The organism is Longimonas haloalkaliphila, assembly GCF_055379825.1.
The window spans coordinates 2,539,934-2,553,614 of sequence record NZ_AP043948.1 but is presented as its reverse complement, the minus strand read 5'-3'; the positions used below and the strand labels follow the sequence as shown (position 1 = coordinate 2,553,614).

General features: G+C 60.0%; 11 protein-coding genes. All 11 read left to right on the top strand.

What is annotated here, in order from left to right; all coding sequences use genetic code 11:
* The first annotated feature begins 152 nt into the window (after nucleotides 1–152).
* The 11 genes from ACZ48V_RS09905 to menD all read left to right on the top strand — a co-directional run bounded on the left by ACZ48V_RS09905 (nucleotide 153) and on the right by menD (nucleotide 13,248).
* Nucleotides 153–998 (top strand): enoyl-CoA hydratase/isomerase family protein, encoded by an 846-nt coding sequence (locus ACZ48V_RS09905; protein ID WP_464538685.1) that lies wholly within the window; start codon nucleotides 153–155, stop codon nucleotides 996–998.
* Nucleotides 999–1,199: 201 nt separating this feature from the next.
* On the top strand, nucleotides 1,200–3,161 hold the full coding sequence (locus ACZ48V_RS09900) for an aconitate hydratase (RefSeq protein WP_464538683.1): 1,962 nt from the start codon (nucleotides 1,200–1,202) through the stop codon (nucleotides 3,159–3,161).
* 202 nt (nucleotides 3,162–3,363) lie between these two features.
* On the top strand, nucleotides 3,364–4,305 hold the full coding sequence (locus ACZ48V_RS09895) for a sulfotransferase family protein (protein WP_464538681.1): 942 nt from the start codon (nucleotides 3,364–3,366) through the stop codon (nucleotides 4,303–4,305).
* 52 nt (nucleotides 4,306–4,357) lie between these two features.
* On the top strand, nucleotides 4,358–5,635 hold the full coding sequence (locus ACZ48V_RS09890) for a glycosyltransferase family 4 protein (protein ID WP_464538679.1): 1,278 nt from the start codon (nucleotides 4,358–4,360) through the stop codon (nucleotides 5,633–5,635).
* Between the two features lie 24 nt (nucleotides 5,636–5,659).
* On the top strand, nucleotides 5,660–6,655 hold the full coding sequence (locus ACZ48V_RS09885; protein ID WP_464538677.1) for a YbbR-like domain-containing protein: 996 nt from the start codon (nucleotides 5,660–5,662) through the stop codon (nucleotides 6,653–6,655).
* A 24-nt stretch (nucleotides 6,656–6,679) separates the two neighbouring features.
* Nucleotides 6,680–7,663 carry a hypothetical protein gene (locus ACZ48V_RS09880; RefSeq protein WP_464538675.1) on the top strand — a complete coding sequence of 328 codons (984 nt, stop codon included), beginning with the start codon at nucleotides 6,680–6,682 and terminating at the stop codon, nucleotides 7,661–7,663.
* A gap of 7 nt (nucleotides 7,664–7,670) precedes the next feature.
* A complete protein-coding gene (locus tag ACZ48V_RS09875) occupies nucleotides 7,671–8,372 on the top strand; it encodes a DUF4230 domain-containing protein (RefSeq protein WP_464538673.1) in 702 nt (233 codons plus the stop codon).
* Between the two features lie 147 nt (nucleotides 8,373–8,519).
* Complete coding sequence (locus tag ACZ48V_RS09870; protein ID WP_464538672.1) at nucleotides 8,520–9,200, top strand: hypothetical protein; 681 nt, start codon at nucleotides 8,520–8,522, stop codon at nucleotides 9,198–9,200.
* 16 nt (nucleotides 9,201–9,216) lie between these two features.
* The gene (locus ACZ48V_RS09865; RefSeq protein ID WP_464538670.1) at nucleotides 9,217–9,849 is read left to right on the top strand and encodes a histidine phosphatase family protein; all 633 of its coding nucleotides are present in this window, start codon (nucleotides 9,217–9,219) and stop codon (nucleotides 9,847–9,849) included.
* 72 nt (nucleotides 9,850–9,921) lie between these two features.
* Complete coding sequence (locus ACZ48V_RS09860; protein WP_464538668.1) at nucleotides 9,922–11,331, top strand: isochorismate synthase; 1,410 nt, start codon at nucleotides 9,922–9,924, stop codon at nucleotides 11,329–11,331.
* Nucleotides 11,332–11,481: 150 nt separating this feature from the next.
* Nucleotides 11,482–13,248, top strand: coding sequence for a 2-succinyl-5-enolpyruvyl-6-hydroxy-3-cyclohexene-1-carboxylic-acid synthase (menD, locus tag ACZ48V_RS09855; RefSeq protein WP_464538666.1), 1,767 nt, complete (start codon nucleotides 11,482–11,484; stop codon nucleotides 13,246–13,248).
* Nucleotides 13,249–13,681 lie beyond the last annotated feature (433 nt).

The window sequence follows — 13,681 nt, the reverse complement described above, 5'->3', positions numbered from 1 at the left end:
AGCGCTATAGATGGTCAAAAGCGATAAGGCTTTCTCCACTTGTTTGGGAAGCCTTGCCCTGCAGCTGTTTCGTACGGACTGCATTTGGTGATGCCCGGCGCATCCTGTATATTGCAGGGTATCGCCATCTTCCTTGATCAGTCTGATGTTGTATGTCGCTCATTGAATCGACCATAGACCGCGGAACGCGCACCCTTACGCTTAATCGGCCTGACAAGCGAAACGCCCTGAATAGCGCGATGGTCGAAGCCCTTCATGATGCGCTAAGGGCCGATGCGAAAGATAGTACAAGCCGCGTTGTTGTCCTGACCGGTGCAGGCTCTGCGTTTTCCTCAGGAGCTGATCTGGAAGCGCTTCGCGGAATGCGTACGGCGGGTCCCATGCAGAACCGGGCCGACTCGGAGCGGCTCGCTGCGCTCTTCGACATGATCTACACGCATCCTAAGCCGGTTATTGCCAGAGTAAATGGCCACGCAATTGCCGGAGGCTCCGGCCTGGCGGCAGTGTGCGATTTTGCGATCGCCGTCGAGTCTGCCAAGATGGGGTTTACCGAGGTGCGCATCGGGTTCGTGCCAGCGATTGTGATGGTCTACGTGCGTCGGAAGCTTGGAGAGACGGCACTGCGTGACCTGATGCTTCGCGGACGGCTCATCAATGCCGCCGAAGCAGCCGAGCTTGGACTCATCCACCAGGCGGTTCCCGAGTCAGACCTGGATGCGTCGGTGCAGGCGCTTGCGCGCGAGATAGGCCGCGACACCAGTGCATCAGCCGTTGCACTCACCAAGCAGATGCTGGCGGACGTGCCGGGCATGGGCTACCGAGAGGCGCTCGACCATGCCGTGCAGATGAATGCCTTCGCCCGCGCTACAGACGACTGCCAGGCAGGTATCCAGGCGTTCCTCAATAAAAGTGAAATGCCATGGACGAAAGCCTTCGACGCAAGTATGTCAGGCAAGCCCGATGAGGAGCAGGGAAGGGGGCCGGGCAAACAGTCCTAAGCAAGACCCGATCAGCACTATCCGGCTACTATCCGGCTACTCTGTGCGCTTCCATTTCACAGCTGTATTGCCTTGTGGCAGCACCAGCTTGTTGTAACACTTGTGCAACAGCATCGATTCTTTCCACCTTTCCGAGAGCTTTGCTGTTGCATTATACAAAATCACCGTTACTGATTCCGATCATAAACACGACAACACATCATGGGCAAAAACGTAGCGGAAAAACTCATCGCGAGCCACCTGGAAGGGGGCACGATGAAACCCGGCGAGGAAATCGAACTCAAAATGGACCAGACGCTGACCCAGGATGCCACAGGCACCATGGTTATGCTGGAGTTTGAGGCGATGGGCATCCCTCGCGTGCAGACCGAAGTGTCGGCACAGTACGTAGATCACAATCTTATTCAATCTGACTATAAAAACCCCGACGACCATCTGTTTCTGCGGAGCGCGTGCAAGAAATTTGGAGTGTGGTACAGCCGTCCCGGAAACGGAGTGAGCCACCCGGTGCACCAGGAGCGCTTTGGCAAGCCCGGAAAAACACTCATCGGGTCGGACAGTCACACGCCGGCAGCAGGTGCTGTTGGCATGCTCGCCATTGGGGCGGGCGGACTCGACGTGGCCATGGCGATGGCTGGAAAGCCGTACACCATCAACATGCCTGAGGTCTGGGGCGTAAAGCTCACCGGTGAGCTTCCCGACTGGGTAAGCGCCAAAGACGTGATTCTGGAGATGTTGCGCCGCCATGACGTAGACGGTGGCGTGAACCGTATCATCGAATATTACGGTCCGGGGCTCGACAACCTGAGCTGTATGGATCGTCACGTCATCGCAAACATGGGTACGGAGCTGGGCGCAACCAGCACAGTCTTCCCGTCGGACGACGAGGTGAAGCGCTTCCTGCGTTCACAGGGCCGCGAAGACGACTGGAGCGAACTGAAGGCCGATGAAGACGCTACATACGACGTGCACGAGCACATCGAGCTGTCGGAGCTTGTGCCGATGATCGCCAAGCCGAGCAGTCCAGGCAACGTCGTACCGGTCCGCGACGTCGAAGGCAAAGAGATCTACCAGACGTACGTTGGCTCCTCAGCGAACCCTGGCTTCCGCGACTTTGCGTCGGCGGCTGAGATCGTAGACGGCAAGCAGGTGCATGACCGCGTGTCGTTTGACGTGAATCCCACGTCGCGCCAGATCCTGGAGAACCTGATGAACAGCGGCCACCTGCAGATGCTGACGCGCGCAGGCGCTCGCATCCACCAGGCCGGATGCAACGGCTGCATTGGGATGGGGCAAGCACCTGCCACCGGACAGATTTCGCTGCGTACGGTGCCACGCAACTTCCCGGGACGCTCAGGCACGAAAGAAGATGCAGTCTATCTTGTAAGCCCAGAAACGGCTGCCGCTTCGGCGCTCACTGGTAAGATTACCGATCCACGTGATCTTGAAGAGCTCTACGGTATGAGCTATCCGAATGCCAGGGAGCCTGAAGATATCATCGTGAATACCGACCAGCTTGTGGAGCCGCCTTCGGAAGACGAGGCCAAGCACCTGGAGCTGGAGAAAGGGCCCAATGTCGTGTCGCTGCCGGAATTCGATCCGCTGCCCGACGCTATGGAGGTGCCCGTGTTGCTGAAGCTGGGCGACGACATCTCGACCGACGAGATTATGCCTGCCGGTTCCCGAATCCTACCGTATCGCTCGAATATCCCCAAGATCTCGGAATTCGTCTTCGAACAAGTCGACGAGTCCTTCTTCGAGCGCAGCCAGGAAGTCAAAGAGACGGGGCACGCCATCGTGGCGGGCACGAACTACGGACAGGGATCCAGTCGTGAGCATGCGGCGCTGGCACCCCGCTGGCTTGGCACGCGCGTCAAGATCGTGAAGAGCTTTGCGCGCATCCACCGCCAGAACCTGGCCAACTTCGGTATCCTACCGCTGCTGTTCAAAGATGAGTCGGATTATGACCGTATCGACCAGGGCGACACCCTGAAGCTGACTGGGTTGCGCGACGCCATTCAGAAGGGCAGCGACGTAGAGGTGGAGAATGTGACGAAAGGCGAAACGTATACCGCCGAGCATGACCTTACGCCGCGCGAAATCGACATGGTGCTGGAAGGCAGTCAGATCGGCGTGGTGAAAGAGGAGTTTACCACGGCGTAAATGCAGGGTAAAGCTGCCATACTATGAGGGTAAAGCTGCCATACTATGTCTGGCATGCATCAGCTGCCCACGCAGTCAATGCAGATTAAAAATGGCGCCCTGCTTCCATTCGGGAGCAGGGCGCTTTTGTTGTGGCAAATAGCATCTTTGCAAAAGAGGCAGCATACAAGAGAACGTTAGATATCACCAATTTTTTATCCGTATGGCAGCCACATCTTCCTTTTTTATCGTAGGATGTCCACGTTCAGGAACCACGCTGGTACAACGGCTGCTTTCAAAGCATCCAGATGTGGCTGTCCTTCCCGAAACGTTCTTTGTACGTCGCCTGATGCCCTCTGGGGTGGCGCTGACCGACCCACTTACGCCAGACCAGTACACCGGTCTGCTGCGAGCCATAGCGAAAAGTGATGCGTGGCAGTTGCAATCGCTTGCGATGAGCGGGCTCCGTGCGCGCGTTGCTGCGCGCTCTCGTACCGGTGCAGGGGTGCTACGGGCATGGATGCAGGAAACGGCATATAATCACGGCGCTCGTGTAGTAGGAGAGAAGACCCCCGACCATGCGCTCCAGATAGAGGCGCTACATGAAGCGCTCTCCGAAGCGCGCTTTGTTCACGTAGTGCGCGACCCGCGTGCCGTTGCCAACTCGTGGCGCAAGGTGCCCTGGTCATCGGGGTACATCTGGCGCGACACGGACCTATGGCGCGAGCGGGTGCAGGCTGTGCGGCATGCCGCAGCGCATATTCCGGTGCACACGATTCATTTTGAGGCGCTCGTAAATGATCCGCATGCTGTCATGCAGCGAGTAGCTACGTTCCTGGGCGTTGGGCCGAACCACGAATGGACAGAGCCGCCCAATCCGGACCAGGTGGCAGTCGACACGGTTGCTGAACCCTGGAGGAAGAAAGCCCTTGCGTCAGTCAATGCATCTGCAGCGACGCGATGGCGCGATACGCTTTCGCTTCCGGATCGGGCGATGGTTGAGACGGTCGCGCACCACGAAATGCTGCACTGGGGCTACATGCCAGAGGCAACACGTGCGCTGCGTCGGTCGGCCGCCCGGCGATACTGGCCGGCGCGCATCCGCTGGAAAGCTGGACTTGTGGCTGAGGCATGCGGGCTGCGGAACGGATGCGAGCGCATCTAATACCGCACTCGACACCATCGCATTCTGATTATCTGTCTGCATCCCTCTGTATATGACCATTGGTTACCTGCATGCAGGTCCACCCGAACACGGCGTGCACCGATATGGGCGTCTGCTGGCACGTGCGGCGCGGCAGCATCTCGATGCCACGGTCGTAGAGGCTACGGTCGCGCTCGATGGCACAGCGCGCGACGCAGACCGGCTACGGCGCGCCTGTACCACGCTATCGGAGGCCGACGTATGTCACATTCAGTATGAGCCCACCATATGGGGGATACACCGTGCGGCTATGAATGTAAAGGCCTTTCAGGTGGGGTGCGAGGTGCCGTACGTAGCAACTGTACACGACGCCCGCCGTGGATACTCCGCGTGGGACCGCCTGCGTCAGCTGTGGGAGGCCCGGCAGCAGGCAGTGCGTAGCCGCACCTCGTCTACACGAGAAGCGAATAGAGAGCGAGAAAGAAGAGACGCTGCCCGGAACGACTCTGAGCAAGGCTCGGACCTGCCAGACGCGAGCCGTGGCGCCTCAAACGGCGCAGCAGAAGCGTGGTCGGCGCTTGTGCGAGCCTGGCAGTTCTGGCAGCAGGAACGCATCAATGCCGAGGCCACGCGTTGCGTTATTGAGGGCGCTTCTGCAGTGCTGGTATGTACAGAGGCAGAGGCCAGCCGACTTGCGTCGCTTGCCGGAGCCACGTCTCTGGTCTGCGTGCCACACTTTATCGAGCCGCGTACCCTTCCCGACCGCGAGGAGGCGCGTGCGGCGTTCGGACTGCCTCCAGAGGCGCTCGTAGTTAGCGTGCTCGGGTTTATCCACCGGCAGAAGGGACACGACCGGGTGGTGCGTGCTCTGCCGCATCTGCCTGAAGATACGCACGTCATGTTTGTAGGCACGCCGTCGGACCCAGACGAGCGATACGCCGCGGAGCTGCAGCGCCAGGCTACAGCGCTTGGCATGGCCGATCGTGTATACATCACCGGATACGTAGACGAGAACACCCTGAACCAGTACCTGGCTGCGACCGACGTAGCGGTGTGCCCCTTTCGTGAGGCGGCTGCATCGGGATCACTCTCTACCTGGATTGCTGCTGAGCGTCCGCTTGTGATGTCAGACCTGAAGCTCTTCGATGCGTATCAGCGCCATGCGCCCCAGGCAATTCGCGTTGTGCCTGACGAGCGAGAAACGGCATGGGCGCAGGCGATTCGTGACCAGTCGCATGCAGAGGGGGCGCAAGAGCAGCTCCGGAACCTACAGGCGCGCCTTTCGCTTTCCACCATCATCCAGCAACATGCCACCTACTACGAACAAGTGGTTCCGCTGGCGCGCTCCTAACCTCATCTGTGCCAGATCCTGCCTGTGGATTCTTCTGATTCAACGTCGAGCTATCCGATCTTCCTGGATCGCCTGAAGTCCCTGTTCACGCTGCACCGCAGCGGCACCACTTCGAACGGGACGGCCATCACGGTGTGTATCCTGATCGCGGCGGTGTCGTGGGCAGCGCTTACGCTGCAAGAGGTGCGTACGGTCTCGTTCAATGTGCCCACTCAGTTGGTAAACGTACCAGAGGGCAAGGCCCTGGTGGCTGAACCGCCCAGTCACGTGCGTGTGCAGGTAACCGGCGAAGTCTTGCAGCTGCTCTACCTGTACTTCAATCCACCTCAGGCCCCCATTGACGCCAGCAGCAGCCAGGTGCGTGTTGACGAAGTGCTGGGGCTTACCGGGAGCAACGTGAGTATCGACAGCATTACCCCCCGCGAAATTGCCGTACCCACCGAAGAACGAGTAGAGCGGTCAGTACCGGTGGAGCCCCGCGTCAACATCATGATGGATGACGGATACGAGCTCATTGAAGAGCCTACGCTGCAGCCTGATTCAATACGGGTGTCGGGGGCTAAGTCGATCATAGAAGGGCTCTCGTCGTGGCCTACGGCATCGCGAACTGTTGAAACCCTCCGGGATTCGGTCCAAATTCAAGTGTCCTTGGCCGATACATTGAATCCATTGGTTGACCGGTCCGTGAACGAAGTCTTGTTTCGTGCACGAGCAGGCCGCTTTGCGGAGGAATCGCGTGAGGTTATGGTAGAGGTAACCGGTGTACCGCCGGGGCAGAACCTGGTTGTGTTGGAGCCGCCGGTTGTACGGGTGCACTACCGGGTGCTCTTCGACGAGATGTTCGAAGCCCGCCGCTCCAACGACTTCTCTGCGGTGGTGACGTACGACCAGGTTCGGCGCGATACGACCGGCCAGGTTGAACCGCGCATCCACGTGCCTGCCGAACTGACGATACGCGATCCCGAGCCCTCGCCGGCCCAACTGCGTTACTTTACGCTGATGTCCTCCGAATCTGAGTAATCCCTTTGCTGACCGTCTCTGTCGATGATCTATCTGGCGTTTGCCATCCTATGCAGTGTTACCATTGGAGTCATTTTCAAGTACACCGGTCAGCGTGGCGTTGACCGGGTCTCGCTCCTCACCGTGAATTACGTAGCGGCCGTAGGGGTAGGGCTTGTGCTGTTGGCAACAGGGGGGAGCGTCGTTGAACAGGGCCTCGACGTATCGTCTGGAATGTTGGGACTTAGCGTGCTGGTCGGGGTCTTGCTGATTGGCGGGTTTTTTCTGCTCTCGCTTGCGACTGATCTGGCGGGTATGTCGCTCTCACTCGGTGTGTGGCGTGTGTCGGTCGTGCTCCCCTTTCTGGCTTCGTGGGTTATCTGGGCCGAAACCCCGTCGTTGTGGCAGGGGGGCGGTATGCTGCTCGCAGCCGTTGCCTTCTTCATGATCGCCCGCCAGCCCGAGCCTGCCGTTCCCGAACATGCCATGGCTGACTCTGAGGTTGGTTCTGGAGCCGATGGGTCTCTTTCCACAGGTAACGTTACTGAGGAGGAGCCCCTTTCAGAGGTGAAAGAAGTGGCGAGTGAGGCGCCTGCCGTGGCCTCGTTTGGGGTGCTCCTGCTCCTATTCCTGTCGAGCGGAGCAATCGACATCTCTCTGAAAGCGTTCGAGGAGACCTACAATGCCGGACAAGGACAAACAGCGCTTTTCCTGCTGCTATCGTTTGGCATGGCCGGACTGGTGGGGCTCGTCCCGGTTTTAAATAAAGGATTGCGCGAAGGCGTCTGGCCGATGCAAAACGCATACGTTTGGGGTACCGTGCTTGGCATCGTAAACTATGGGTCTCTTGAGTTCCTGCTTCGCGCGCTTGAGCACTTTCCGGGCACCGTGGTCTTTCCCGTTAACCATCTGGCTATTGTGCTGGTGGGGGCTCTGATCGGGGTCTTTACGTTCGGCGAGCGTCTCTCGCGCATCAATCTGTTGGGCATCACGTTAGCCACGCTGGCACTTGCCCTGCTCATGATGTAGCTCTCGGATGAAAGAACGAATTGTTGGCGGCACGTTAGCGCTTCTGCTCTTAGCTGTAGGTGCCGGATTGGCGCTGTGGATACGAGGCCCCTCTGAAGCCGATATCCAGCGGGCTGTTGTGTCTACCGTGCAGCAAGAGGCCCCTTCGGCGTTTTTGGTGACAGGTATTCTGTCGGTGCAGGTCGAGGAGAATGTAGCCTACACCGAAAGCGTAGCCCCCGAGTTCTACCAGACCCTACGCCGCTACGGCATGGCGCCAGGGCTCGATCTGGTTACGGCAGAAGCCAACGTACGGGTGTCTGGGCGCGTTACCTACGGGTTCTCGGTCTACGACCTTGAGGCCTCTATGATAGAGCGCACCAGCGACGGACGCGTGCATGTAACTGTACCCCGCCTGCAGGTACAGACGGTAGCCCCAGACCTGGAAACACTTGAGGTGCAGACAGAGCGTCGGGGATGGCTGCGGCTGTTTTCGGGAGAGATGGAAGACGTTGCCCGTGAGCAGGCAATGGCAGGTGTGCAGCGCGCACTGCGTGAGCAGGCCGAAGAGCGTATCCGAGAAGGTGCTCAGGCGCGCGAAAACACAGCCGATGCGCTCGAAGCTATGCTCACCCCGCCGCTCCGCGCTGCCGGGCTCACGCAGCCACGCTTCACGTTTGACTTTGATACGCACCGGAGCGACCCCATCTTCCGTATGCCCGAAGGGTGAATGTATATCGGCCCAGCATGTGCAGAAAGAGAGACCGCTCGAAGCATCTCGCGCCGCATCCCCACCGTTTTCAAATAATTCTGAAACTGCGTAGCGGAAGCGCGTGTAACTTCCATAATTCGCATTTACGTGTCTGACCAACCGTCCATGGGTTTATTTTCGTCAGATGACCTGACCATCCTCGACACGCCTTACGGCATGTTCACGTCGAACGGGCTCTGGTTTCATGTGCGTGAAGACGAGGTGCGCCGCTATGCCAGCGATGTACTCAACCACGTGCCGCTCGAAACCCTTGTAACCTACGCCGGGCGCTGGGTGCAGTCGCCACAGACGCTTGCTATCTGGCTGCTCCCAGTGCTGCTGGTACTGCTGGGGCCCACCCCCGCAGCGGCTTGTACGCTCGGGGCTTATCTGGGCTGGAAAGCCTTCTGCCCGGCTGTTGTAAGCTGGAAAGCCATGGGGGTGATGCGTGCACTCAATATTCCCGTTGTGCAGGGGCTCTTTTACGTGTTTGCGCTCAGCTACCTGGCCGTAAACGATGCCCTCGGTGCTGTAACGGTCGGACTGGCCGGCTTCGTGCTTCTGCGATGGGGGCTCGTGCGACGGGCTACCGATCCGCTCGTGCAGTGGATGTGGCGTGGTCTCTACCGGCTACCTGTCGCTGATCAAGTGCTACGGGCCGTTATCGTACGTGCCGCCCGCAACTACGGCACCTCGTTGGAACAGATCGACGAGATGCTCACCGACATCATCCGACACTGGACCGAGCGATCTGAGGATATGGACGATGTGCGTCCACCTCCTGATACGTCGCGTTCTTCTTCATAAGCGCCGCTGCCTTTTTATGCCTTCCGAATCGACCACGCTGTACGTTACGCGTCACGGCGAAACCGATTATAACCGCGACCACATTATGCAAGGGAGCGGTGTGAACACCTCACTTAACGAAACAGGGCGCGCGCAGGCCGAGGCCCTGGCCGAACGGCTATCCGACGCACGCATCGATGCCGTGTACGCCAGTACGCTCATCCGGGCACGGGAAACCGCTAAAATCGTGGCTGCACCGCATGAGCCCATCCCGTACGCCTACCTTGATGATCTCAAAGAGATCAGTTGGGGCGTCTATGAGGGCACACAGCCCACAAAAGAGCGCAAGGTTGCGATGCAGTCCATCAAAGAAAAATGGCGATCCGGCCAGGTTGACCTGCCGGTCGAAGGCGGCGAGTCGCCCCGCCAGGTAGAACGCCGCGCCCGCCGCGCCGTCGACATTATTATGGAGGCACATGCTGGGCAGCACGTGCTCGTGGTTACACACGGGCGATACATGCGCATTATGCTTGCCTCGCTGCTCTACGACCACGACCTCACGCAGATGCCCAACGTGCCGCATGCCAACACTGGACTCTACGTAGTGCGCCACCACGACGGCACTTTTGTCGCTGACGTTACCAATAGCGTAAGTCATCTTACCGCTTAATCCGTTCGCACCTATGCGTGTAGCGTCTACGAGCACGGGCCCTTTGCTGCTTGACTCCGTTTAGTTTTAGTTATGATTCCTCTTTCTCTGGCTCCTGTACATTCTGGCGACCGGGTCGATGCTGATGCGATACGTACCGCCCTTCGGCGAGCCGTAAAGCGCGCAATGCAGTCCATGAACGGCATCACGCAGGTGCGTTCTGTATCGGTCGACGTGCCCACCGCAATCAATCCGCTGGCCTGGGGCGCCGTTCAGCCACATGCGCCCTTCGTATACTGGCGCAGCCGCAACGCCAACGCGACCTATGCAGCCGTGGGAGCCGCACATACCTGGGGCGGAGCGCGTTCGAAGCGCAATAATACGCTACCCAGTGCTACGGTCCACAACCTGGAGCGCTGGCTCGAAATCCTACCGCCCGAGGTGCGCATCTGGGGCGGCGCTCGGTTCGACCCGATTGCACACCGCGAAGACGCATGGGAGGAATTCGGATCATGGAATCTGATGCTGCCGCGCTTTACCCTGCATCGTGAAGGCGGTACCACTCGCCTCTTTGCTACGCTCGTCGCGCCTCGCGATACAAAACACCAGGAAGCGGTGCTGCAGCAGGTGGATGCGCTGCGCTTTCCGCAGGAAGCACGTACCAGCGCCGCCGCGCACCGCGTTGCCCGGGCCGACCGTCCTACCCGCAACGAATGGATGCGCCAGGTACAGGCTGCTGTTGATGCGATTGCCGACGACCGGCTGCGTAAGGTCGTGCTCGCCCGAGCAGTCGACCTCACGTTCGATGTGCCGCTTGCGCCATGGGCGCTGTTGCACCGCCTGCAGGAAGAAACTCCGCGTTGCACCGCCTTTGGGTGGCAGCCCACACGATCTGGACCGGCCTTTATCGGGGCTACGCCCGAGCGTCTCTTCCAGATGGAGGGAACCACGCTGCGCACCGAAGCGATTGCGGGCACCCGCCCGCGCGGACGTACATCCGAGGAGGATGCTATGCTGCGCGATGAGCTCCTCACCAGTTCGAAAGACCGGCGCGAGCACGCGTTCGTACAAGAGGCGCTCACAGAAGCACTCGCTCCGCTGGCCAAAACAGTAACCGCCCCTGACGCGCCCGAAGAGCTGCAGCTGGAACGGAAACGACACCTGCGTTCTGAAATTACGGCTACGCTACGCGACAGCACAACCGCTGTTGACGTGCTGAACGCGCTGCATCCAACCCCCGCAGTAGGGGGCACGCCCACCAGATCCGCACGGGCCTTCATCCGAGAGTACGAGGCCTTCGACCGGGGCTGGTATGCCGGACCGGTGGGGTGGATGAGCCGCGATGCTGCCGAGGTGCTGGTTGCGATCCGGTCGGCGCTTGTCAACGACGACACGCTTACGCTGTACTCTGGTGCGGGCATCGTGGAAGGATCAGACCCCGCAGCGGAGTGGGACGAAATTGAAAACAAACTGGCTGATTTCAAGGCGGCGCTCGAACGCTGACCCGTAAGGCCTTCGCGTTGCGCCCGATGCGTGCACATGCGTACATACGTATATACGTATCTGCGTGCTGCATAGCGCGTTCTCGACCCCCGAGGCTGCTCCTCTATGCTCATCACAGCACACACTCTTTTCTGACTATCCCCTTCGTGCATGAACGACGTTGCTACAGAGACAGATCATCCCTTTGTACAGAAAGCGCCCAATCGAACCCACGGTTGGGCGCGTGCTATGATCGACGAGTGCGTGCGCGTTGGCGTCGACACCTTTTTCATAGCTCCGGGATCGCGCTCAACGCCACTCACCACTGCTGTCGCTCAGCATCCCGATGCACACCCGGTGCTGCACCTTGATGAGCGAGGGGGCGCTTTCGCAGCGCTCGGATATGCCCGTGCTGCCGGACGACCCGCCGGCTGGATCACGACCTCGGGCACTGCGGTCGCTAACGGCATGCCCGCGGTTGCCGAAGCCGCCCAGGAGGGTATCCCCATGCTCCTGCTCACCGCCGACCGTCCACCCGAGTTGCGCAATACAGGCGCAAATCAGACGATCGACCAGGTGAAGCTCTTTGGCGATCATGTGCGCTGGAGTGCCGACGTGCCACCTCCCAGCGCCGACGTCCCCCTGGCATCGGTGCTCGCGACCGTCGATCAGGCGCTGCATCATGCACGGCGCACGCCCCAGGGCCCGGTGCACCTCAACGTGATGTACCGCAAGCCACTGCATCCGGTCGACGCCCCGTTTGGCCTCGATGACCCAGCCGTGCAGGCCTGGGCCCAGCGTACCACGCCGTTTACCACGTACCCGGTGCCCGCACCCCATGCGCCCGTTCCACCGGCTCTCGTCAACGCGGTGCAGCACGCCGAGCGGGGCCTCATTGTCGCCGGACGCCTGACCGACGCTGAGGCGCAAGAGGTGCTCGAATGGGCACAGGCCCAGCACTGGCCGGTGCTCCCCGACGTTACGTCGCAGCTGCGTCTCGGCGCGCAAACACCGGTCGTTCCCTACGCGCACCAGATCGTGCAACACGCGCCCGACCTCGACGCCCTGCGCCCCGACCTTATCCTGCACGTGGGCGGACGCTTTGTGTCAAAGCAGGTGCGTCACTTTCTGCGCGATGCTTCTGCCGCCGTGCGCGCCACAATCCGCCCGGCTCCTATGCGCGTTGATCCCGACCATCGCTGCACCTATCATATTGAAACCACGATTGCAAAGGCGGTTGATGCGCTTCCGACCCGCACGGCCACCCCGGCATCGTGGAACGGCATGTGGCAGCGCTACAACGAAGCCGTCGCCGATGCGCTGCAGACGCCCCCCAGCGACCTGCCGCCGGTGTACGAGCCCGGCACCGCCGAACGCATCAGCACGCACATTCCAGATACACACGCCCTCATGCTGGCGAGCAGCATGCCTGTCCGCGATATGCAGCGATACGCTACGACCAGCGGGGCCGCCGTGCCGGTGTATGCCAATCGGGGCGCAAGCGGCATTGACGGTACCATCGCGACGGCCGCTGGCATTAGCGTAGCACGCAAGGCCCCGACCACGCTGCTGATCGGCGACCTCGCTACCTGGCACGATGTGAACGCTTTTGCGCTGCTAAAAGAGCATCCGGTTATCGCCGTGGTGGTGAACAACGATGGCGGTGGGATCTTCCACTTTCTGCCAATCGCCGACCACGACGACGTGTTCGAGCCGTACTTCACCACCCCGCAGGGGCGCTCGTTCAAGTCGGTGGCCAGCGCGTTTGAGCTGCCCTACGCCCGCCCCACCACGCTTAATGAGCTTGCAGAGGCGTACCAGGATGCGTGTGAGCAGGGGTGCAGTGCTCTCATCGAGGTGTGCACCGACCGCCACACCAACGCAGCGGTACACCGCCAGCTGGACACCCACATGGCAGATGCCCTTGCCAATGCGTAGCGTCCGAGTCTTGGAGGGGAGGCGACGTAAGCTACAAAATATGCCGTAAAACAGAGGTGTCAGAGGAAAAGCGGAAAGAAGACCAGGCAAACGAGGTCCCGCACGCGCCCCGGACTGGGAGTCCGTTATTGCAAGCAAAGTCTTTTAAACAGCTGTGTGTCGCAGTGTGGGGGTACGTCGCACATTCGAAAACGAATTCGCCTGCAAGGATCTACCTGCAACGCGTGTGCCGACCCGGAGACTCAAGTAGAACGCAAGTGGAATGCTGACTCCACATGACAGTGACTTACCGTGACTTACCATTGAACCGATATCCTCTACGCATCCATTCATACAATGGGAGTTACCCGTTTCGCCTACGCGCCCTTTTTGCTCGGTGTACGTGGCGCGTGCTGTTTGCACCCCAGCCTTGATCTTGCTTTAGCCCCCCCGC

Bases quoted from the DNA above. Each gene is read 5' to 3' on its own strand.
- ACZ48V_RS09865 (WP_464538670.1), top strand. From the start codon at position 9,217: ATGCCTTCCGAATCGACCACGCTGTACGTTACGCGTCACGGCGAAACC.
- ACZ48V_RS09895 (WP_464538681.1), top strand. From the start codon at position 3,364: ATGGCAGCCACATCTTCCTTTTTTATCGTAGGATGTCCACGTTCAGGA.
- ACZ48V_RS09900 (WP_464538683.1), top strand. From the start codon at position 1,200: ATGGGCAAAAACGTAGCGGAAAAACTCATCGCGAGCCACCTGGAAGGG.
- menD (WP_464538666.1), top strand. From the start codon at position 11,482: ATGAACGACGTTGCTACAGAGACAGATCATCCCTTTGTACAGAAAGCG.
- ACZ48V_RS09905 (WP_464538685.1), top strand. From the start codon at position 153: ATGTCGCTCATTGAATCGACCATAGACCGCGGAACGCGCACCCTTACG.
- ACZ48V_RS09880 (WP_464538675.1), top strand. From the start codon at position 6,680: ATGATCTATCTGGCGTTTGCCATCCTATGCAGTGTTACCATTGGAGTC.
- ACZ48V_RS09875 (WP_464538673.1), top strand. From the start codon at position 7,671: ATGAAAGAACGAATTGTTGGCGGCACGTTAGCGCTTCTGCTCTTAGCT.
- ACZ48V_RS09860 (WP_464538668.1), top strand. From the start codon at position 9,922: ATGATTCCTCTTTCTCTGGCTCCTGTACATTCTGGCGACCGGGTCGAT.
- ACZ48V_RS09870 (WP_464538672.1), top strand. From the start codon at position 8,520: ATGGGTTTATTTTCGTCAGATGACCTGACCATCCTCGACACGCCTTAC.
- ACZ48V_RS09890 (WP_464538679.1), top strand. From the start codon at position 4,358: ATGACCATTGGTTACCTGCATGCAGGTCCACCCGAACACGGCGTGCAC.